At 65.6% G+C, this 19,863-nt stretch carries 18 protein-coding genes; 6 read left to right on the top strand and 12 right to left on the bottom strand.

Annotated features, from left to right (window positions below):
• Positions 1 to 3: 3 nt before the first annotated feature.
• Together O9320_15080 and O9320_15075 are read right to left on the bottom strand one after the other, a co-directional pair.
• Positions 4 to 462, bottom strand: coding sequence for a cyclic nucleotide-binding domain-containing protein (locus O9320_15080; GenBank protein ID MCZ8312167.1), 459 nt, complete (start codon positions 460 to 462; stop codon positions 4 to 6).
• 29 nt (positions 463 to 491) lie between these two features.
• Complete coding sequence (locus tag O9320_15075; protein ID MCZ8312166.1) at positions 492 to 3,182, bottom strand: ABC transporter ATP-binding protein; 2,691 nt, start codon at positions 3,180 to 3,182, stop codon at positions 492 to 494.
• Positions 3,183 to 3,446: 264 nt separating this feature from the next.
• Between O9320_15075 and O9320_15070 the strand changes: the two genes are divergently transcribed.
• Positions 3,447 to 4,724 carry a glycosyltransferase gene (locus O9320_15070; GenBank protein ID MCZ8312165.1) on the top strand — a complete coding sequence of 426 codons (1,278 nt, stop codon included), beginning with the start codon at positions 3,447 to 3,449 and terminating at the stop codon, positions 4,722 to 4,724.
• Here O9320_15070 and rfaE1 read toward each other — a convergent pair.
• From rfaE1 to O9320_15040, 6 genes are read right to left on the bottom strand one after another with little or no spacing between them, the layout of a single operon-like run.
• On the bottom strand, positions 4,721 to 6,184 hold the full coding sequence (gene rfaE1 / locus O9320_15065; GenBank protein MCZ8312164.1) for a D-glycero-beta-D-manno-heptose-7-phosphate kinase: 1,464 nt from the start codon (positions 6,182 to 6,184) through the stop codon (positions 4,721 to 4,723). The genes O9320_15070 and rfaE1 overlap by 4 nt on opposite strands.
• 19 nt (positions 6,185 to 6,203) lie before the next feature.
• Positions 6,204 to 6,818 carry a D-sedoheptulose 7-phosphate isomerase gene (locus tag O9320_15060; protein ID MCZ8312163.1) on the bottom strand — a complete coding sequence of 205 codons (615 nt, stop codon included), beginning with the start codon at positions 6,816 to 6,818 and terminating at the stop codon, positions 6,204 to 6,206.
• Entirely contained in the window at positions 6,815 to 8,008 is a 1,194-nt protein-coding gene (locus tag O9320_15055; protein ID MCZ8312162.1) for a glycosyltransferase family 4 protein, read from the bottom strand. The genes O9320_15060 and O9320_15055 overlap by 4 nt, the downstream gene beginning before the upstream one ends.
• Positions 8,008 to 8,940 carry a class I SAM-dependent methyltransferase gene (locus tag O9320_15050; GenBank protein MCZ8312161.1) on the bottom strand — a complete coding sequence of 311 codons (933 nt, stop codon included), beginning with the start codon at positions 8,938 to 8,940 and terminating at the stop codon, positions 8,008 to 8,010. The genes O9320_15055 and O9320_15050 overlap by 1 nt, the downstream gene beginning before the upstream one ends.
• Positions 8,937 to 9,776: a glycosyltransferase family 2 protein gene (locus O9320_15045; GenBank protein ID MCZ8312160.1), complete on the bottom strand. Its 840-nt coding sequence runs from the start codon at positions 9,774 to 9,776 to the stop codon at positions 8,937 to 8,939. Before O9320_15045 ends, O9320_15050 begins: the two co-directional genes overlap by 4 nt.
• Positions 9,773 to 11,098: a glycosyltransferase gene (locus O9320_15040; GenBank protein ID MCZ8312159.1), complete on the bottom strand. Its 1,326-nt coding sequence runs from the start codon at positions 11,096 to 11,098 to the stop codon at positions 9,773 to 9,775. Before O9320_15040 ends, O9320_15045 begins: the two co-directional genes overlap by 4 nt.
• On the opposite strand from O9320_15040, the gene O9320_15035 reads away from it, so the two are divergent.
• Both O9320_15035 and O9320_15030 read left to right on the top strand, forming a co-directional pair.
• A complete protein-coding gene (locus O9320_15035; GenBank protein MCZ8312158.1) occupies positions 11,068 to 11,790 on the top strand; it encodes a DUF1194 domain-containing protein in 723 nt (240 codons plus the stop codon). The genes O9320_15040 and O9320_15035 overlap by 31 nt on opposite strands.
• 357 nt (positions 11,791 to 12,147) lie before the next feature.
• Positions 12,148 to 12,798: a protocatechuate 3,4-dioxygenase gene (locus O9320_15030; protein ID MCZ8312157.1), complete on the top strand. Its 651-nt coding sequence runs from the start codon at positions 12,148 to 12,150 to the stop codon at positions 12,796 to 12,798.
• A gap of 19 nt (positions 12,799 to 12,817) precedes the next feature.
• Here the strand turns inward: O9320_15030 and O9320_15025 are convergent, their stop codons facing one another.
• Entirely contained in the window at positions 12,818 to 14,122 is a 1,305-nt protein-coding gene (locus O9320_15025; protein ID MCZ8312156.1) for a DUF2336 domain-containing protein, read from the bottom strand.
• Positions 14,123 to 14,155: 33 nt separating this feature from the next.
• Complete coding sequence (locus O9320_15020; GenBank protein MCZ8312155.1) at positions 14,156 to 15,895, bottom strand: sensor domain-containing diguanylate cyclase; 1,740 nt, start codon at positions 15,893 to 15,895, stop codon at positions 14,156 to 14,158.
• 128 nt (positions 15,896 to 16,023) lie between these two features.
• Between O9320_15020 and dapD the strand changes: the two genes are divergently transcribed.
• The 3 genes from dapD to O9320_15005 are packed head-to-tail and all read left to right on the top strand — an operon-like array spanning position 16,024 to position 18,595.
• A complete protein-coding gene (gene dapD, locus O9320_15015; protein ID MCZ8312154.1) occupies positions 16,024 to 16,866 on the top strand; it encodes a 2,3,4,5-tetrahydropyridine-2,6-dicarboxylate N-succinyltransferase in 843 nt (280 codons plus the stop codon).
• Entirely contained in the window at positions 16,863 to 18,029 is a 1,167-nt protein-coding gene (dapE, locus tag O9320_15010; protein MCZ8312153.1) for a succinyl-diaminopimelate desuccinylase, read from the top strand. The genes dapD and dapE overlap by 4 nt, the downstream gene beginning before the upstream one ends.
• Positions 18,026 to 18,595: a hypothetical protein gene (locus O9320_15005; protein ID MCZ8312152.1), complete on the top strand. Its 570-nt coding sequence runs from the start codon at positions 18,026 to 18,028 to the stop codon at positions 18,593 to 18,595. The genes dapE and O9320_15005 overlap by 4 nt, the downstream gene beginning before the upstream one ends.
• Here the strand turns inward: O9320_15005 and O9320_15000 are convergent.
• A complete protein-coding gene (locus tag O9320_15000; GenBank protein ID MCZ8312151.1) occupies positions 18,592 to 19,233 on the bottom strand; it encodes an ABC transporter permease subunit in 642 nt (213 codons plus the stop codon). The genes O9320_15005 and O9320_15000 overlap by 4 nt on opposite strands.
• Positions 19,233 to 19,862, bottom strand: a complete 630-nt coding sequence (locus O9320_14995) for an ABC transporter permease subunit (GenBank protein ID MCZ8312150.1) — start codon at positions 19,860 to 19,862, stop codon at positions 19,233 to 19,235. Before O9320_14995 ends, O9320_15000 begins: the two co-directional genes overlap by 1 nt.
• Position 19,863 lies beyond the last annotated feature (1 nt).

The following is a 19,863-nucleotide window of genomic DNA, read 5'->3' as shown; positions in this document are numbered from 1 at the left end:
TTCTCAGCCTTTGGCCGCAACGGCTTGGCGCAGCTGCTGGTTCGTGTTGACGATGCGGCGCGCAAGCTCGCGCATGATTTCGACCGCCATGTTCGGAAACTCGGTCAGCATGCCGATGAAGTCGTTTTTTTCGATCTTGAGGCAGACGAGCGCCTTGTCGCCCGCCGCCGTCACGTGCGCGGTGCGCGGCACGTCGCACAGGATCGCGATTTCGCCCACGATCTCGTTGCGCGTGAGCCGCGCTATGTCGATGCGCGAATTGGGGGCGTCGATCGACACGACCGCTTCGCCGTCGAGCACGATATAGGCGGCGTCGCCCGGATCGCCTTGCGCGAACACCGCCTGGCCCGGCTCGAAGGTCAGACGCTGGCTCATGAAGGCCAGCAGTTTGAGCTTCGCGGGATCCAGATTCTGGAACAGCGGGATGCGCCGCAGGGCTTCGGTTTCTTCTTTGAGCGACATGGATTCGTTCCTTGTGAGGGGCCGAAATGCTAGGCGGCCACCAACTCTTTGAGCGTGCCGTCGCGCGCCGCGAGATCTTCGTAGGTGCCGTCCTGGACGAGACGGCCTTCGGCAAACACCATCACGCGCGCGAAGCGCGCGGCACTTGCCGTATCTTGCGTCGCCCACACGAGCGTGGTGCCGGCGGCGGCGGCGGCGAGGCTCTCGAGCAGGCGCGCTTGCCCCGCGCGGTCGAGGACTGCGACCGCGTCATTGAGCACCAGCAGGTCGGGCCGTTTGGTGAGGGCGCGCGCGATCGCAAGCTTCTGACGCTGCGGGGCGGACAGGCGTCCGCCCGCCACGCCGACCTGGAAATCGAGGCCGATTTCGAACACGCGCTCGCGCAAACCCAGCGCTTCAAGCACTTCGCGAATGGCAGACCCCACGCTTGCCTGCGCTTTGGCTTGGCCGTAGGCGATGCGCCCGAACAGGATGTTGTCCTGGATCGAGGCGGCGGCGTTGTAGATGTCCGGGTCGAAAAACGCGATCTTTGTGCGCAGTTTCTCGGGCAGTTTTTCGCGCAGCGCCTTGCGCGCCGCGAGTGCGCGTTCCTTGAACGCTTTGTCGATGAGGCCGAGGCGATGGCGCGCATCGACGAGCTTCAGCGGCAGGCTTGCCAGACGCGCGCGGTCCTCGGCGCTGATGTCGGCGGGCAGACTGCCGTCGGCAAGCGGCACCGTACGCGCCAGCACGGTCTGGAAGACCGGCAGATCGTCGGCCGCGATGAAGCTGAAACGGTCGAAAAACTCGTGGCCGGCCGGCAGATCGGCGAAGAGTTCGACCATGGTTTCGGCGACCTTGCGGCCCATGATCGGCAGTTCCGCACCGAGGCCCGTTTCGTCCAAGATGCGCCGGAAGTCCGGCTGGGCCGCGAGTGCGTCGCCCGCAAGGCTGGCGTCGAGGGCGGTCCCGAACAGCAGGTTTTCGCCCAAGGTCGCATTGTCGTTGTAGCGCTCGGGATCGAAGGTTTCGACGAGGCCCTTCAAGGTCGGGTCGGCTTGCGCACCCGTCAGGCGTTGGCGGAATGCGGCACGCGCCGTCAAGATCGCATCGGCTACATTTTTGCGGCGTATGGGATCGATTTGGCCGCGCAGGCCGAGCAAGAACACGTCTTCGGCGAGATCGACCTTGGCCAGAACCGCGGTCGCAACTCGGTCGAAATCGGCAGCGTCAGCAGCCCCAGCGGCCGTGTAGTCGATCCATTGCGCTTCCACGTCCAGCGGCAGGTTGCCCGCGCGTGCTGCTTCCGCAAGCAGCTTCTCGCGCGCGGCATCTTCGTGCGGGGCCAGCACGCGCTGGCGCAGGCCGTAGGCGAGATTGTCGCGCAAGCTCGCCGAAAACACATACGCGTTGGGCCCGACATAGCCCATGCGCGCGCCGAGATCGGCGTCGGAAATCTGCGCCATGTCGCGGCTGCCGATGCGCAAGGTGCCGCTGCTCGGTTGGTAGAGGCGTGCAAGCGTCATCGCCAAAGCCTCCCGCCCGCCGCCCGACGGCCCGACCAGCGCCACATGCGTTCCGAGCGGAAGTTCGAAGCTCACCCCCTCGAGGAGCTTGGTCTGGGCGTCTTCCTGCACCGTGAGGGCGTTGGCCACGATCGGTCCGTCGAAGGTTTGCGCTGCCGCTTCGGCGGGCGCGTGCAGCCCTGCGGGCAGCAGATTGTCGGGCTGGAACTGTTCGACGACCTGCTCGTATTTCTGCTGGGCGTCTTGCGACTGTTGGTAGTAGTCGAGCAGTTCCTTCCAGGGTGCCGTCATGTCCTTGTGCGCGGACAGGGCGGCCACGAGGGCGCCCACGCTCAACGAACCGTGGATCACGAGATAGCCGCCGATCGCGTAGAACATCAGCGGTGCGCACTGGTTCAGCGTGTTGTTGATAAATTTGACCAGCGACTTGCGCTGGTAGATCGCGAAGCGGATGCGGTAGACCGTGCCGAAGCGCTCGGTATAGTCGGCGCGCTCCCAAGCCGCCGTGCCGAGCGTGCGCACTTCCTGGATGCCGCCCACCGTTTCGCCGATGCGCTCGGAGATTTTTCGCACCGTCTTGACGCGCTCCTTGCCGAGTTCTTTGACGCGCTTTTGCAGCACCGGCACGATGTAGGCCTGGATCGGAAACAGCGAGATCGCGGCGAAGCCCATGATCGGATTCTGCGCGAACAGAAAGATCGCGATCGTAAGCAGCATGCCCGCCTGCATCAAAGGCTGGACGAACGCGTCGCCCATGAAGCCGCCGATCTGTTCGACTTCGGCCGTCAGCATCGGGATCAGTTCGCCCGATGAAGTCTTGCGGAAATGCGCCACCGGAAAGCGCAGTATACGCGCCATCAAAAGATAGCGCAGGCGCCGCAGCAGCCTTTCGCCGAGCTTGCCTTTGAGCGAATTGACGAACTGCTTGAGGCCTCCGTTGACGAGCACGGCCAGCAGGAACAGAAAGCACAACCACATCAGATACCCGACCTGGTCGAGCGACAGGATGCCGAGGCGCGCGACATCGACCGGGAACGCGATCCCGTTGCCCTGGATGCCCTGGTTCATGATGTTTTTGGGCAGGTCGAGGGAGATGTAGTAGAAGACCTGCGCAAGGGCGACGAGCGCGCAGATGAGGATCGTGTCCTTCAGCGAGAATCGCACCACGAAGCGATAGATCGAACGCTCGAGCCCATCTCCGGAACTTGTCGGCATTCTTTCGGCCTTTTCGCGAGTCTTGCGCGTGCTGTACGTGGCCTGAGACTATATGGAGCGTGCCGCCGGGGGCAAGAAATCAAGGTATTGCCACCGCCCGGATGCGACATTGTCATGAAGCCATTCAAATACGGTATTTAAGGACCTTATCGTGGCGGTTGCGCCGCAATATGCTTGTTGGCAGCGGCGTCCAATCTCGCATAAGGTGCCTTGCGTTGCGGCGTGCCGAAGGGGTGCGGCACGCTTTCAGCGCGGGAGACGGGGATGGCGAGCGATACGGGGAGTGCGACGCGCCGGTTGTTCCGCAAAGACCGCCGCGTGCTCATCTACAGCCACGACACGATGGGCCTCGGCCATCTGCGCCGCTGCCGCGCGATCGCGCACGCGATGGTGCAGGCCGACAAGGATCTTTCGGTGCTGATCCTGTCGGGCTCGCCGATCATCGGCTCGTTCGACTTCAAGGCTCGTGTCGATTTTGTGCGCATTCCGGGCGTCATCAAGCTGCGTAACGGCGAATACACTTCGCTCAATCTGCATATCGATATCGCCCAGACCCTGTCGATCCGCGGCTCGATCATCCGCCACACGGCCGAGGCGTTCGATCCCGATCTTTTCCTCGTCGACAAGGAGCCGCTGGGTTTGCGCGGCGAAGTTTCCGAGACGCTGCATTTCCTCAAGCGGCGCGGCGTGCCGCTGGTGCTGGGCCTGCGCGACGTGATGGACGATCCCGCTTTGCTGGGGCCCGAATGGAAGCGCAAGAAGGCGGTGCCCGCCTTGCGCGATCTCTACGACGACATCTGGATCTATGGCCTGCCGCAGATCTGCGACCCGCTTGCGGGCCTCGCGATTCCGCAGAGCGTGCGCCGCAAGATCAGCTATACGGGCTATCTGCACCGCATGATGCCGCAGGGCAATCCGCGCTCGACCGTCGAAATGGCCGAAGCGCGCGAGCAGCCCTACGTGCTCGTGACCACCGGCGGCGGCGGCGACGGCGATGCGCTGATCGACTGGGTCTTGCGCGCCTACGAAAGCGGGGCGGCGCTGCCGCACCGCGCCTTGCTGGTGCTGGGCCCGTTCATGCAGTCGGAAAAACAGTCGGAGTTTCTCGAGCGTGCGGCGCGCCTGTCGTCGCGGGTCGAGGCGATCACGTTCGATGCGCATCTCGAGCAGCTCATCACGCGCGCGGCCGGCATCGTCGCGATGGGCGGCTACAACACCTTCTGCGAAATTCTTTCGTTCGACAAACCGGCCGTGATCGTGCCGCGCGTGGCGCCGCGCCTCGAGCAGTTCATCCGCGCCGAGCGGGCCGAGAGCGTGGGCCTCACGCGCATGCTGCCCGACGACGGCGTGCGCGACGCCGAGGCGATGGTGGCTGCCTTGCGGGCACTTGCCCATCAAGCGCCGCCGTCGGCTGCCGTTATTCCGGGTCTGCTCGACGGGCTCGAGAACATCGAGCGGCTGATGGCGCGCTGGCTGCCGCGCCCGGCTTCGAACGCTCTTGCGCCTTTGCCGGTCGCCGGCAAACTCGAAGCGCCGATCTAGCGCCCGATCTTGCGGATCGTGGCCGTGGTGCTCTGGCCTTCGACGAGTTTGGCCAGCACCACTTTGCCGCCCCAGCCTTCGACCTCGCTCGCACCCACGACTTTGTCTTTGGTGTAGTCGGCACCTTTGACGAGGATCTCGGGCTTCAGCGCCTTGATGAGTTTGATCGGCGTGTCTTCGGCGAACACGACCACGAGATCGACTTGGCCGAGCGACGCGAGCACGGCGGCGCGGGCCGCTTCGCCCTGCACGGGGCGGCTCTCGCCCTTGAGGCGCTTGATCGAGGCATCCGAATTGAGGCCGATCACGAGCCGGTCGCAAGCGCTGCGCGCTTGCGCAATCAGCGAGACGTGGCCGGGATGCAGGAGGTCGAAGCAGCCGTTCGTGAAGCCGACGCGCAGACCCTGGCGGCGCCAGATCGCGACCTGGTCGACCGCCTGCGCATCGGTGACGAATTTGTTTTCGCTGACCGCGATGTCGTCGTGGCGGAGTGCGCGCACGAGATCGGCCGAGTAGGCGACCGCCGTGCCGAGCTTGGCCACGACCACGCTGGCCGCGACCGAAGCCAGGCGTGCGGCCTCGAGCAGCGAGAGCCCGCCTGCCAGTGCGGTTGCGAGTGTCGCGATGACCGTATCGCCGGCCCCCGACACGTCAAACACTTCGCGCGCGAGGGCGGGCAGATGTTCGACCTTGCCCTTGGCGGGCACGATGCTCATGCCTTCGGCCCCGCGCGTGACGACGATCGCTTCCGCTTCCGTGACTTTGAGCAGGCGGCGTGCTGCAAGCTCAACGCCCTTGTCCCCTTCGGCCGGCAGCCCGGTGGCATCGGCCAGTTCGCGCCGATTGGGCGTGAGGATCGTGGCCCCTTTGTAGCGCGCATAGTCGCGGCCCTTGGGATCGACGATCACGATGCGCTTGGCGGCTTTGGCGGCCTTCACGATCGCGGCGATCTGGTCGGGCAGCAGCACGCCCTTGGCGTAGTCGGACAGCACGACGACGCCGCAATCCTTCATGGCCTGGGCAACGAGGCGCGCCGCGTCTTCGGCGGTCGAGGCGGCGATGGGAGCACTGGTTTCGCTGTCCGCGCGCAGCATCTGCTGGTGACCGGCGACGAAGCGCGTCTTGATCGTGGTCGGCCGGTCGCGTTCGACCAACAGATGCGGCTCCACGCCCTCGAGCCCCGCGACGAGGCTCAACACTTCGCGGCCCGCCGTGTCCTGGCCCACGACCGACACGAACTCGACATGTCCGCCGAGCCCGACGATGTTGCGCACGACGTTGCCGGCACCGCCGAGCATCGATTCTTCGCGGTCGATGCGCAAGACCGGGATCGGCGCTTCGGGCGAGATGCGCTCGGCGCGCCCGTAGACGAAACGGTCGAGCATCAGATCGCCGATGCACACGATGCGCGCACCTGCGAGCTTGGGCACCAGCGCCACGAGATCGGCATTCACGGTCATTGCGGACGTCCCCGGTTTTCTAGGGGCTGTAGGGATCGGGGCCGTCGGCGATGCCGAGCGCATGCTCGATGCCGCCGCACATCATCTGGCCCAGCGTGATGTGCATCTCCTGGATGCGCGACGTGGTGTTGGACGGCACGATCAGCGCGATGTCGGCAAGGTCCTTGGCCTTGCCGCCGTCCTTGCCGGTGAGGCAGGCGACGACGATGCCCATCTTGCGCGCCACGCGAAAGGCTTCGAGCACGTTGGGCGAAGCGCCCGACGTCGTGATGCCGATCGCAAGATCGCCGGCACGGCCGAGTGCTTCGATCTGGCGCGAGAATAGCCGCTCGAAGCCGATGTCGTTGCCGATTGCGGTGAGGGCCGAGCTGTCGGTCGTAAGGGCGATCGCGGCGAGTGCGCGGCGATTTTTGATGTAGCGAACCGTGAGTTCGGTCGCCAAATGCTGGGCGTCGGCGGCTGAGCCGCCATTGCCGAACAGCAGGATCTTGCCGCCGTTCTGGAGCGTTGCGACAGCCTGGGCCAGCAGCTGTTTGAACGCTGCCTTGAGCGCGCGGTGCGTGGCTTCCGCGACTGCGCGATGCTCGACGAATTCCGCTTCGTAGAAACGGTCGCTGTCGAAGGATTGGCTCACTTTTTTCGCGTCCGAATCGCCTGTTCGAGAATCGCCTCGAATCGCCGGGCGATCGCCGCAATATCGAAGGTCTTAGCGGCGTAGTCCAGCGCCTTGGCGCCCATGGCCGCGCGCAGCGCAGGCTCCGCCGCAAGGCGGGACGCGGCCGCCAGAAACGCCGCACGATCCCCAGGTGCGGCCGCGAGGCCCGCGCCCTCGCGCAGCACGAGGCGGGCGGCGAGATTTTCAGGCGGGATAGCAACCAGCAGCGGGCGCCCCGCGCACAGATAGGTGAGCACTTTGGACGGGACCGAGAACACGCCCGCATCGGGCTCGAGGATCGCGACCAGGATGTCGGCGGAGGCCAGCACTTCGCCCAAACGCTCGAACGGCTGGAACGGCAGGATAAGCATGTTGGGCGCTTCAGGTCCGCGTGCGCGCAGCCAGTCGGCTCCCAGCCCTTCGGAATTCACGACGAGGGCGGCGTCGGGCTGCGATTTCGCCAGATCGAGCAGCAGGCTCGGATCGTGCTTGAGGCCGAGCGTGCCCGAATAGAGAAATACCGTGCGGCCGACGAGACCATGTTCGCGCGCCCACGCATTGTCGCGGGAGGCTGCGGCCACTTCCTCGCGTGCCGCCCAGTTTTCGACGATATGCAGGCGCTCGGCAGCGACGCCCCACTTTGCCAGCAGCGGCCGGAAATCGTCGGTGATCGCGACGACTGCATCGGACTTGCACATGAGCCGCCGCTCTTTGGCTTCGTAGGCCATGCCGACGAGCGTGCCGGGAAGCCCGAGCTTGCGCCCCAAAATCTTGCGCATCGCGAAGCCGACGAGATCCTGCAGCCAATACACAAATGCGGCATTGGCCGCACGCGCCCCGCGATAGCTGGCGGCCTGCACATCGAGCGGGGCATTGCCCGCGAGCACGGCGTCGGGCGCGAAGCTTGCGATGGCGGCTTGCGTGGCCCCCGCAAGCTCGCGCTCCTGGCGCCAGCGTTTGACGAAGCTGTGCTTCTCGAACGGCGCGTCGAGTTCGAGGAAGGCAACCTCGAAATTCGCCGGATCGTCCGCCCGGCGTGCCAGCGGCCCCTTGGGCGCTTGGAAGGCCGGAAAACACAGATGGCGCACCGTATGGCCGCGATGGGCCAGTGCCCGCGACAGCTGCACCGGGAAGGCATGGCCCGGAAAATCGTGCACGAGAATGCGCATCAGCGTTTGCGGGCCCGCACGACGAGGCAATCGCCGCGCCCGCTCGCAGTCCACGCCCACAACAGCGGGAAGAAGAGCCCGCGCGCGATCGCCATAAGGCCTGCGACCAACGGTGCCTTGCGCTGCAGGCGGATGGCGGCGGATGCATCGCGCCGCCAGGTCCAGGCGATCAGCGATTGGGCGACCCACAAAGCCGGCGTGACATTGCGCGACGCCTTCACTTCGAAGCCCGCTTCGGCCAGAAGTTTTTCGAGGCGTGTGCTGCTGAAATGCACGATGTGGAACGGCACATGCCAGTTGATCCAATCGCGCCCGCACAGTTTGGCCATCGCGGATTCGACGTTGGGCAGGCTGATCCAAACTTCGCCGCCGGGGGCGAGGATGCGCGCGACGTGCGCCAGCATCGCGCGCGGATCGGGCGCATGCTCGAGCACGTTCGAGAGCACGGCGACGTCGTAGGGCTGTGCGGGCGCAAAATCTTCGATGAGTTTTTCGTGAACTGCGAAGCCGTGCGCGCGGGCGGCGGCGGCCGCATGGGCATTGAGCTCGAGCCCTTCGGCGGCGAAGCCGTTGGCCTTGTAGAGCCGCAAGCCGCGCCCTTCGTTGCAGCCGATATCGAGCAAGCGGCCTTTGCCTCGCTGGAGATGAAAAGATACGTCCCCGTCGAGTGCGAGCATCAGTCGGTAGAAAGGCGAGAACAGAAATTTTTCGCGCAGCGAAGCGTACGCACCGTCGGTCTTGCCGCCGTAATTGTAGTAGCGCTCATAGAGGGATTTGAGCGCTGCCTGGTCGGGGCGCGGGAAGGTCTGGCGACCCCCGCAGGCCGCACACGCATGGACCGCATAATGGCCTGGCGAGCCGAAGCGATTGTCGACGATGTCGGGGAAGGCCATGTGTGTGACGGCCCCGCAGAACAGGCACGGATCGTTCATTTGCGGGCCTCGATCTGCTTGCGGCGTTCGTAGAGCTTGGCATCGACGAGGAAGCGGAACCACAAAGTCTGCAGCACGTAGAAGATGAGACCTTCCTTGCCGTCGAGGAAACCGAGCTTCACGACGTAGCGATAGAAAAACAACATAAACGCGCGCCAGAACAAGGGTGCGCGATAGTACCAGCCGCGCGCGCGGCGCTTCTCGGCGACCGGATCGCCCGAGCCCGCCTGGATCACGCCACCCCCGCCGGGATTGAGGATCTCGTCGACCTCCGCATCGGCCCAGCGATTGTGCCGCGTGGTCCATTCGCCGAAGCTCAGGCGAATGTCGTCGATCATCGGGTGCTGCAGTTTTTCGCTGCGCCCTTGCGCGTGGAAATGCTGGTCGTATTTGCGCGCTTCGCAGCGCCCGCGCCCCTTGCGGAACAGGCGCATATGGTAGATCGGGTACATGCCGCCATGTTTGAGCGCTTGCCCATGAAAATGCACGAGGCGCGGGATGTAGAAGCCGCCGATCTCCGCGTCCACATTGCCCGCCAGCAGCTTTTCGATCTCGGCCTTGAGTGCGGGTGTTACGCGCTCGTCGGCGTCGAGATGGAGCTGCCAGGCGTGCTGCAATGGCAGATTGTCGATGGCCCAGTTGCGCTGCGCGCCGTAGTTTTCGAACGGATGCGACGCGAGCTTCGCACCCTTGGCCGCGATTATCGCAAGGGTGCCGTCGGTCGAGCCTGAATCGACGACATGCACGTCGTCGCTGAGGCCCACGACCGAATCGAGCGTGGCGCCGATCGTGGCCTCGGAATTGAACGTGAGTACAATGACCGAAACCGGACTCATTTTTCCGCCAGTCGGGCATAGACCCGCTCGAGTTCGACCGCGATCGTGGCCCAATCGTATTTGGCCGCCGCAAGCTTGCGCCCTGCTTCGCCCATGCGCCGACCGCGCATTGGATCGCCTGCCAGAAGCAAGATGTGCGCGGCGACCGCATCTACTTCCGGCGGCGAGACGAGACCGGCGCCCGCCGCTTCGATCTCGCGCCAGATGTTCACGCGGTCCGAAACGATGACGGGCGCTTCGCACGCCATCGCCTCGACGATCGCGATGCCGAAATTTTCGCTCCACGACGGCAACGCGAACGCCGCGCAGTCGGCAAACGCGGCTTTTTTGGCCTCGCCCGACAGCATGCCGAGCCACAGCACTTTGTCGGCGACACCGGCCGATGCGGCAAAACCCTTGGCGGTGGCGAGATAGCCGTCGTCGGGGCCTGCAACCACCAGACGTAAAGCCGGATCCGCCGCCAAAGCCTTCGCGAAGGCCGGGATCAGCACGTCGAGCCCCTTCTTGAAATTGATGCGGCTCAAAAACAGGATCGGCTTGGTGCCGGCCAATTCGGGATATGCGGCAAAAAAAGCGCCGCGTGCCGGCACGTCCGCGTAGGCCCGCATATCGAGCCCGTTGGGCACCACCACGCCGGGTGCCCCATGCACGTAAGGGGCCGCAAGCCGCATCTCCTCTTCGGCCGTGTAGTGCAGGGCCGCCGCGTCGCGGATCACGCGATCCTGGAACGCGAGCTCGACGAGTTTTTTGCGGCCCCGATGGCGGCGCCACAAAAACGGATCGAGCGTGCCGTGCGGGCGCAACAGATACGGCACCTTCGCCTTGCGGCAGACCGACGCCGCTTTCCACACATGGTAGAGATAGAGCGAGTGCAGATGCACGATGTCGGCCTGCGGGATCGCGTCTTCGAGGGCCGCCCCCAGTTCGAAGCTCGCAGCGAATGTGTGCGGCCAATGCTGCTTGAACACGTGGCGCTGAACGCCGTCGGCGGATTGCATGCCGATGGCAGCCCGTTCCGTGTCCGACATTTCGCGGTCGGTCGTGTAGATCGACACCGCATGGCCGCGTGCGGCAACTGCGGCGGCCATATCGACCACGGCCTTGGCGGGCCCCCCGGTGCGCTGGGCGATCGACGCGATGACATGCAGGACGCGAATGGGCTTGGCTCCGGGCGGCGGCAGGGGTGTGCGGACAAAACGGGCCGCAAACTCGCAAATTCCGGGGCGCTGGGCAATGTCGCTTGTGGCGCTCCCGGCGGCGGTGCCAAGATTTGCGGATAGAGGGGGGACCGATGGCCCGACCCGACCCAACGCGCAGGGCATTTCTGGCCGGCAGCCTCGCGGCGGCCGCGTCTTCCGCGTTGGCCGATCCCCAAACCGCGAACACCGATCCGATCCGCCCTTTCGGCGCGCCGACGGCCGACCTCGCCCTCGTGTTGGCCGTCGATTGCTCGCGCTCGATCGACGGCCAGGAATACCGGCTGCAGGCCGAGGGCTATGCGGCGGCGTTCCGCCACGCGCGCGCGCGCCGGGCGATTTTGGGCGGGCCCACGCGCCGCATTGCGGTCGCGATGACGCAATGGGGCGGCCAATTCGCGCAGACGCAAACGCTGGGTTGGACGCTGCTCGACACGGAACCCGCGATCGATGCGTTTGCCGCCCGCCTCGAGGGCCAGCCGCGCCTCGTGAGCGACGACGCGACGGCGATCGGGGCGGCCATCGACCATGCCGTGCGCGTGCTGGCCGAATGCCCGTTTGCGGCCGCGCGCCGCACGATCGACGTGTCGGGCGATGGGCGCAACAACCAGGGCCGCTTCCCGCGTTTTGCCCGCGACGATGCGGTGGCGGCCGGGGTCGGCATCAACGGCCTGCCGATCCTGACCGACGAGACGAACCTCGCCGCCGTCTATCGCAGCGAGGTGATCGGCGGCCCCGGCGCTTTTGTGGTGCCCGCGCGCAATTCTGCGAGTTTTGCCGACGCGATCGTCCACAAACTTGCCGCCGAGATCGCCTGAAATAGGTTACCAAACGCGACAAACAGCGACCGTCGCCGATTTAACCCATTGATTTTTCAAGAATGTAACCACGACGACGATTCGAGGTTACATGTTGCAAAGACGGCTTTCCGAGCCGCCTGCTTCTCTTCCTTCTTCACATTTCAAACAGCGCACGCGGCCGGACAGAAGCCCGGCAGCGATGCTTGATCCGAACACAAAAATGAGGTATTTTCAAGAACTACGCTATTTTTCTGCTAGCAGATTAAAGGCTTATTCAGTGATCCGATCATCACCAAGCTGAAGGAACAACTCGGCGGCATTCTGGGTCGGAATTCAGTATGGTGTCCTCGCAGCTGCTTGCAATCGAGGGGTTCGATGAAAGACGCAAACTTCGATCAACATCGGCGCCTCTTGATGGCGCGCACGCTCGCTCTGGGCGCGGTGGGCGCGGCTTGGACGGCCACGCGCGCACTGGCCCAGTCCGGCAATGCTGCGGCGTTGCTGCCGACTCCGGCGCAAGCCGAGGGGCCTTTCTATCCGCTGCGCGAACCCGTCGACGCCGATTTCGACCTGCTGCGCAACGGCAGCCGCGAATACGCCAAAGGCAATGCGGCCTGGGTTGAAGGCGTGGTGCTGGACCTCGCGGGCAAGCCGGTGCGCGGCGGTGCCATGGAAATCTGGCAGTGCGACGCAGATGGCCATTACGACCATCCGCGCGACGGGTCGCGCATGGACCAATCTTTCCAAGGCTTCGGCCGCGTAACGCTCGATGGCGAAGGCCGCTTCAGGTTTCGAACCATTCGCCCGTCGCCCTATGTCGGCCGCACGCCCCACATCCATGCCAAGGTCAAGCTCGGTCGGCAGACGCTGTTGACGACGCAACTCTATGTCGAGGGCGACCCCGGCAATGCGCGCGACGGCATCTGGCGCCGCTTGAGCGAGGCCGAACGTGCTTCGGTGACGGTGCCTTACGTGAGCGCGGCCGATGGGCTGAAGGCCACGTATCGGATCGTCGTCAGGGCTTAGCCGACGATCGGGAGGCGCCTCACGCGCCGAAAAACTCGAGCTGCCATTTGAGTTCTTCTTCGGTGAGCGGCCAGCCGTCCCATTTGGCGGCCGTCAGCACGCTCTTGGGCGGCAGCGTCAAAACCTTCTGCTGGATCGTTACGGCCGTCGCGAGTTTGAGTTTCGCTTTCCAGCACACCGCGATGATGCCTTTGGCCGAGCGTGCGGTCAGGATCTTGTCGATCGCCTCGGCGCGGATTGCCGCGAGATCGGCGAGCGCCAGCTTCACGAAGAGTTTTTCGCCCGCTTGGGCGGCGGCCGCCACGGCCGCGTCGTCGAGCTTCTTTTCGCGCCGCAACCGCTTGACCTTGTCGGCCACGGTTTCGTTGGCCCCGTCGCCGGCGGCCCCGCCTTTGCCGGTCGCCCACACGGGATCGGCCAGCGTGCGTTTGCGCACGGCCGCATCTGCGCCGTCGCCGCCGCCTGCCGCTTGTGCGAGGCGCCGCCGCACTTCGGCCGTGACGGCGTCGCGCGTAGCGGGATCGAGATCGGGGCGCGCTTGCAGGCGCTGCGACAACGCATCGGCCACAAACGCCGCGATCTTGAGGGCAGCTTTGGGCGTCAAAGTCGGCCGGTCGACCAACGGCCCGTGCCAGGATTCGCGCGAGGGGGCGCGGTCGACGATGAGGTCGAGCGTCTCTTCGCGGATCTGCGCCGATTTGTTGGCAAGCAAGGTGGCAACCGCCGCCGTATCGTCGGCTTCGACGAGTGCGTCGGAGATCGAGGCCGCGACGTTGCTGCGCTTGGCGACGGCTGTGAGCGCACCCTCGGCATGGTCGCCGCGGATGATTTCGAGCAAATCTTCGTCGCTCAAGAGCGGCGAGAATTGCAGCACCGGGCTTGCGACCGAAAGCTCCGCATCGCGCGCCAACTGGCGGACGAGATCGGGCGGGGCATCGGGCACGTCTTTGAGGGTTTCGGCGACGACCGCGCGGATTTGCGTGGCCGTGTCTTTGGCCAGCACTTCGAGCGTTTGCATCGTGCGCGCGCGTGCGGCGTCCTGGGCACCCGGCACCTGTTCGGGCAGCAGGCGCTGCACTTTGCTCGCAAGGCCGGCGCGCACTTCCTGCGAGCGGTCGCGCGCAAGTTTGAGATTGGCATGCTGCGGCGAAGCGGCATTGTCGGCTACAGCTGCGCGCACTTCGGCACTGGAATCTTCGGTCAGGTAATAGAGAATCTCGGGCCGCACGTCCGTGCGCCGCGCAAGATTGGTGCGCACGAACACGTCCGGATCCTGGATCATGCGTTTGGCGACTTCGTAGTCGGCGTCGTCTTGGGGCTGCATGGCGGCGTTGCGTTCTTTCTTACGTCGGTGCGGCTAGTTCGGCTGGGCGGCAGGCGCGAGCGCGTAGGTGCCCTTGCCGCGCCGTTTGACTTCGTACATGGCGGCATCGCCGCGCGCGAGCAGCCCGTCGACCGTTTCGGGGCAGGCGGGCAGGTGCGCGGCAATGCCGGCCGAAAAGCCGAGCGGTTTTTCGGGGCTTGCCGACACCGGCAAAAGCTCGCGGCGCAGCTCGAGGATCTGCGCTGCTTTGGCGATCGCACCATCGGCATCGGTGCGGTCGAGCCAGATCGCAAATTCGTCGCCGCCCAGCCGGGCGAGCAGATCGTTGGCGCGCAGCGCTTTGCGCAACGTGCGCGCGACGGCTTTGAGGGCTGCGTCGCCGGCCGGATGGCCGAGCACGTCGTTGACGGCTTTGAAATTGTCGAGATCGACATAGACGAGCGCGCCCGGCTCGCCGTTGCGCTGGCAGGCGGCGAGCCGCGTGCCGAGTTCGGTCACGAAGCGGCGGCGATTGAGGAGGCCCGTCAGCGCGTCGGTCGAAGCCTGGCGGTCGAGCGTTTCGAGCACGTCGAGCTGCGCATGCGCGATGCCGAGTTGGGCGGCGATTTCGGCGAGCACGTCGCGCTCGCCCGCACTCCAGGGGGCGCCGGCTTCCGCGACCGCATCGGGGCTGCGGAACAGGGCCACGAGCCCGTTGATCTTGTGGCGGAAGGCGGTGGGGGCCGCCAGCGCAAAGCCCGCCTGCGATTTGAGTTCGACGAGCGCGTCGAGCCCTTCTTCCATCGGGCGGCCGCTGTCGAGCCTTGCTTGGAAGCGACGCGCAATGTCGAGCCCGGCCGGCATGTCGCCGCCGTGGCAGGCGGCGGCGACGAACGCAGGCGCTGCGTCCGGTGCGGCTTCCACGCGCCAGATCGAGCAGCCGGCCCCGAGCGCGTTGGCTGTTTCGGCCGCCGCCGCGCGCAGCATGGCGCCCGCCTCCATCTCGTCGCGCACGGCGCGCACGATGTGGGCGATCAAGCGCTCGCGGTTGCGCGCTTCGGCAAGTTCAGCTTCGCGCTCGCGCGCTTCGGTCACGTCGCGCGCAAGGCCGCGGGCCCCGCGCCACGTGCCGTCGGGGGCGAACAGCGGCACGGCCGATATCTGCACGCAGGCGTCTTTGCCGTCGGCGGTGCGCACCCATTGCTCAGTCTGGGCGATGGGTTCGTGCGTGAGGAACGGTGCTGCGACGGACTCGTCGTCGGGGTCGATCGCGAACACGCCGGGCTTGCGGCCCAGAAGATCGTCGGCCCGCCAGCCGAGTGCTCCCTGCGGCGACACGAAGGCGAATACGCCGGTGGCATCCGTCTCCCACGCGAAGTCGCTCGAGATTTCGACGATGTCTTTGTAGCGTCGGCGCGAGTCGGCAAGCGCGTTGCGCATGTTGGCGGCAAGGCTCACGTCGCGTGCCAGCAGCAAGGTCGACTCGCCCACGGGCACGCACGCCACGTCGAGCGTGACGGGGGCGGCCGCCCCCGGGACCACGACCGTGTCGAGGCGGGCGGCCCCCGTCTGCACGATCTCGGCCGCCAAAGCGCCGAGGTCGCCCGTGCGTGTGGCAAACTCGTTCAGCATCGGGCGCGCCTGCGCATTCGCCCCCGCGACGTCGCCCGAGCGCGCCAGGCGCGCAGCCGGCCCCGGCCAGTCGGCAATCAACCGGTCGAGGGCCGCCTCGAGCGTTGAGGTGCCGTTTTTGGCGCGCGATTCTTTGGAGGGCAGGTTCAGAGGTGTCTCCAACGGCGAAAACCGCTCGACCTTAGCCATATTGGCGCAGCCGCGCCAAGCCAACATTGACAGGCGTGCGTCGGCAGCCCATTTTCCCGGCTCGTTTTGCCTTATCCGAACCCTCTAGAGCGGACCCGAAAATGAACCTCGCCGAGATGCAGACGACGATCGACCAGGCCTGGGAAAAGCGCGCCGAGATGAACTTCTCCACGCACGGCGCGGTGCGCGCGGCGGTGGACGCCGCCCTTGAGGCGCTCGATGCGGGCGACGTGCGCGTGGCCGCGCGCGTGGACGGCAAATGGACCGTCAACCAGTGGCTCAAGAAGGCAGTGCTTCTCTCGTTCCGCCTCAACGACAACAAGCTCATCGAGCACGGGCCGGGCCCGTCGCATTGGTGGGATAAGGTGCCGTCGAAATTCGCGGGCTGGGGCGAGGCCGAATTCCGCAAGGCTGGTTTTCGGGCCGTGCCCAACTGCGTGGTGCGCAAATCGGCCTTCATCGCTCCCAACGCGATCCTGATGCCGTCTTTCGTGAATGTCGGCGCCTATGTCGGCAGCGGCACGATGGTGGATACGTGGGTCACGGTCGGCTCTTGCGCGCAGATCGGCAGCAACTGCCATCTGTCGGGCGGTGTCGGTATTGGCGGCGTGCTCGAGCCGTTGCAGGCCGATCCCGTGATCATCGAAGACAATTGTTTCATCGGCGCGCGCTCGGAAGTGGTCGAGGGCGTGATCGTCGAGGAAGGTTCGGTTCTGTCGATGGGCGTGTTCATCGGCCAATCCACAAAGATTGTGGATCGCACGACGGGCGAGATCTTCATGGGCCGCGTGCCCGCCTATTCGGTCGTCGTTCCGGGCAATCTGCCGGGCAAGCCTTTGCCCGACGGCACGCCGGGGCCGTCGACCTACTGCGCGGTCATCATCAAGCGCGTGGACGAAAAGACGCGTTCCAAGACCTCGATCAACGAGCTTTTGCGCGCGTGAGCGGGCTCGATCCGGTCGCGTTTGCAGCCGATCTCATCCGCTGCAAATCGGTGACGCCCGCCGACGACGGGGCACTCGGCACGCTCCAGCGCACGCTCGAAGCGGCGGGCTTCGTGTGCCATCGCCTGCCTTTCAGCGAGCCCGGCACGCCCGACATCGACAATCTCTATGCGCGCCTCGGCACGGGCGCCCCGCATTTCTGCTTTGCGGGCCATTCCGACGTTGTGCCCGTCGGCAATGTCGAGGGCTGGACCGTCGATCCGTTCAAGGCCGAAATCCACGACGGCTATCTCTACGGTCGCGGTGCCGTCGACATGAAGGGGGCCATCGCCGCCTTCACGGCCGCCGCTCTCGATTTCGCGGCACGCCACAAGGCGCGCGGATTGCCGGGTTCGATCTCCTTGCTCATCACCGGCGACGAGGAAGGCCCGTCGATCAACGGCACCAAGAAGATGCTGGATTGGCTCGCAGCACACGGCGAGATCCCGGACATCTGCGTGGTGGGCGAGCCCACCAATGAAACAGCACTCGGCGACATGGCCAAGATCGGCCGTCGCGGCTCGCTGAACGTCGAGCTCACCTCGACGGGCGTGCAGGGCCATGTGGCCTATCCGCATCTCGCCGACAATCCGATCCATCCGCTCATCGCGCTGCTGGCAGACCTCACGGCGAAGCCCTTGGACGCAGGCAATGCGCATTTCCAACCGTCGTCGCTGCAGGTGACCACGCTCGACGTCGGCAATCCGACCGAGAATCTGATCCCGGCCCAGGCGCGCGCGCGCTTCAATATCCGCTTCAACGACATGCACAGCTCGGCCTCGCTGCTGGCCTGGGTCGCGGGCCGCATCGAAGCGCTGGGCCTCTCGAGCAAGATCAAGACCGCCTCGCGCGTGTCGGGCGAAAGCTTCATCACGCATCCGGGTACGCTCTCCGCACTCGTGTCGGACGCCGTCGAAAAGCGCCTCGGGCGAAAGCCCGCTTTGTCGACGACGGGCGGCACGTCCGATGCGCGCTTTATTTCGCGCTTTTGCCCGACCATCGAATTCGGCCTCGTCGGCCGCACGATGCACAAGACCGACGAGCGCGCCGCCGTCAAAGACATCGCCGATCTTGCCGCCATCTACGGCCACATGCTCGACGCCTATTTCGCCGGGCGGGCATGAGCCTGTTTGCAAGCGTGCGCGTACCTTTAAGCGGCGTTCTGCGCTTGCTGCGCGGCGACCGCAGCGGCCTTGCAATGATCGGGGCCGACACGCGCGCAGGCTGGATCGCCTCGTTCCTGGTGCCGGGCCTGCTGGTGCTGCCGGCCTATCTCTATCTGTCGATGCCCGATCTCGACGTATCGGACGACCCTGCGCACACGCTGCTGCTCGAAGCGCTCGCCTATATCGTCGGCCTCGCGCTGTTTCCGGTGGCGGCACATTTGCTTTGCACGCAATGGAACAAAACGCGCGCGTGGTACGACTATGTGCCGGCCTACAATTGGGCGGGCGTGCTGCAGATGGCGATCTATCTGCCTGCCGCGATTCTGAGCCAGAGCGACGCGATCGACGGAATGCCGCTGTTCGTGATCGGCATTGCGGCCGTGACGGCGGCGGTGGCGATCCAGTTCCGCGTCGCGGTCGTCACGCTCGGCATCGACCGCTTTCAAGCATTGTCGCTGGTCGCTCTCGAACTCGCTTTGGGCGCCGTGCTGCGCCAAATCGTCGACCGCCTGCAGGGCGGCTAACGCAGGCGGCGTTCGTAGAGATACTGCAGCGCCAGGATCCCGCCCGCGATCAGCATGTAGAGGGCGGCCACAAACGCCAACACCGGGATCGCTTCGTAGGTTTCGGCGACGATCGTCGTCGAGGCGGCCGACAATTCGTCGACCGCGACGAGGCTTGCAAGCGCGCTGCCTTTGACGATCTGGATCGCGTTCGAGAACAGCGCCGGGGCAGCCGACGCGTAGGCTTGCGGCACCAGCACTTTGGCGTAGACGATCGCCGGGCGCAGGCCGAGGGCGCGCGCCGCCTCGCGCTGGCCGGGCGCAATGCTCTCGAAGCCGCTACGCAGGAATTCGAGATTGTAGGCGGTCGAGGCAAAAACAAGTCCCGCCAAGGCCGACGGGATCGGCTCGAGATAGATGCCGACCGCCGGCAGGCCGTAATAGAGGCCGAACAGCAGCGCCAGTGCCGGTACGGCGCGCGCGAAGAAACTGTAGCCGACCACGATTCGGCGCAGCCGCGCCGCAGGTTGCTGCAGATAGATCGCAAGCAAGAGGGCCAGCAAGTTCGAGGTGACGATAACCGTCGCGGCCAGCAGGAAGGTCGTGGCGAAACCGCGCACGAGCAAGGCCGTGAATGCCGGGTCGGTAAGCCAGCCCATCACGCCCGCCTTTCGTTGAAGGCGAGCAGCGGGGCGACGACCGCGATGTAGAGTGCAACCGCGATCGACAAAAACAGGAACGGCGCGTTCGTCGCCGCGATCGCCTGTTTGGTCACGTACATGATTTCGCTGACCGACACGGCCGACGCGATCGACACGCGCTTGACCGTGCCGATCGCGTAGGTGAGCCAGCCTTTGCGCGCGATCGGCAGCATCTGCGGCAGCACGACGAACGCGTAGAGCTTCGCGCGGCCGAAGCCGAGTGCACGCCCCGCTTCGAACTGGCCCGGCGACACGGCGGCTAAGGCGCCTTTGAAAACCTGGAAGTCGTAGGCAATACCGACCAGCCCGAACGCGACAAGCGTGGCGCCGATCGGACCAAGATCGAGCCCGATCTGGATGCCGCCGAAAAACACGAAGAACAGCACGACGAGCTCGGGCACCGCGCGAAAGAAGCCACTGAAAACTTCAAGTGCGCGACGCGGGGCGGCCGACTTTGCTTCGTGCACGGCGAGCGCAAGCGCGAGCCCGACGAGGCCAGACAACGCGAAGATCGCTGCGGAAAGCCCGATCGTAAGCGCTGCCGCCGCGAAAAAGCGCGGCAGCCAGGCAAGTGCGAGATCGAACAAC

This window comes from Magnetospirillum sp., from assembly GCA_027532905.1.
Lineage (GTDB): Bacteria > Pseudomonadota > Alphaproteobacteria > CACIAM-22H2 > CACIAM-22H2 > Tagaea.
The sequence above is the reverse complement of the archived record's forward strand: the minus strand, read 5'-3'. Positions and strand labels throughout refer to the sequence as shown.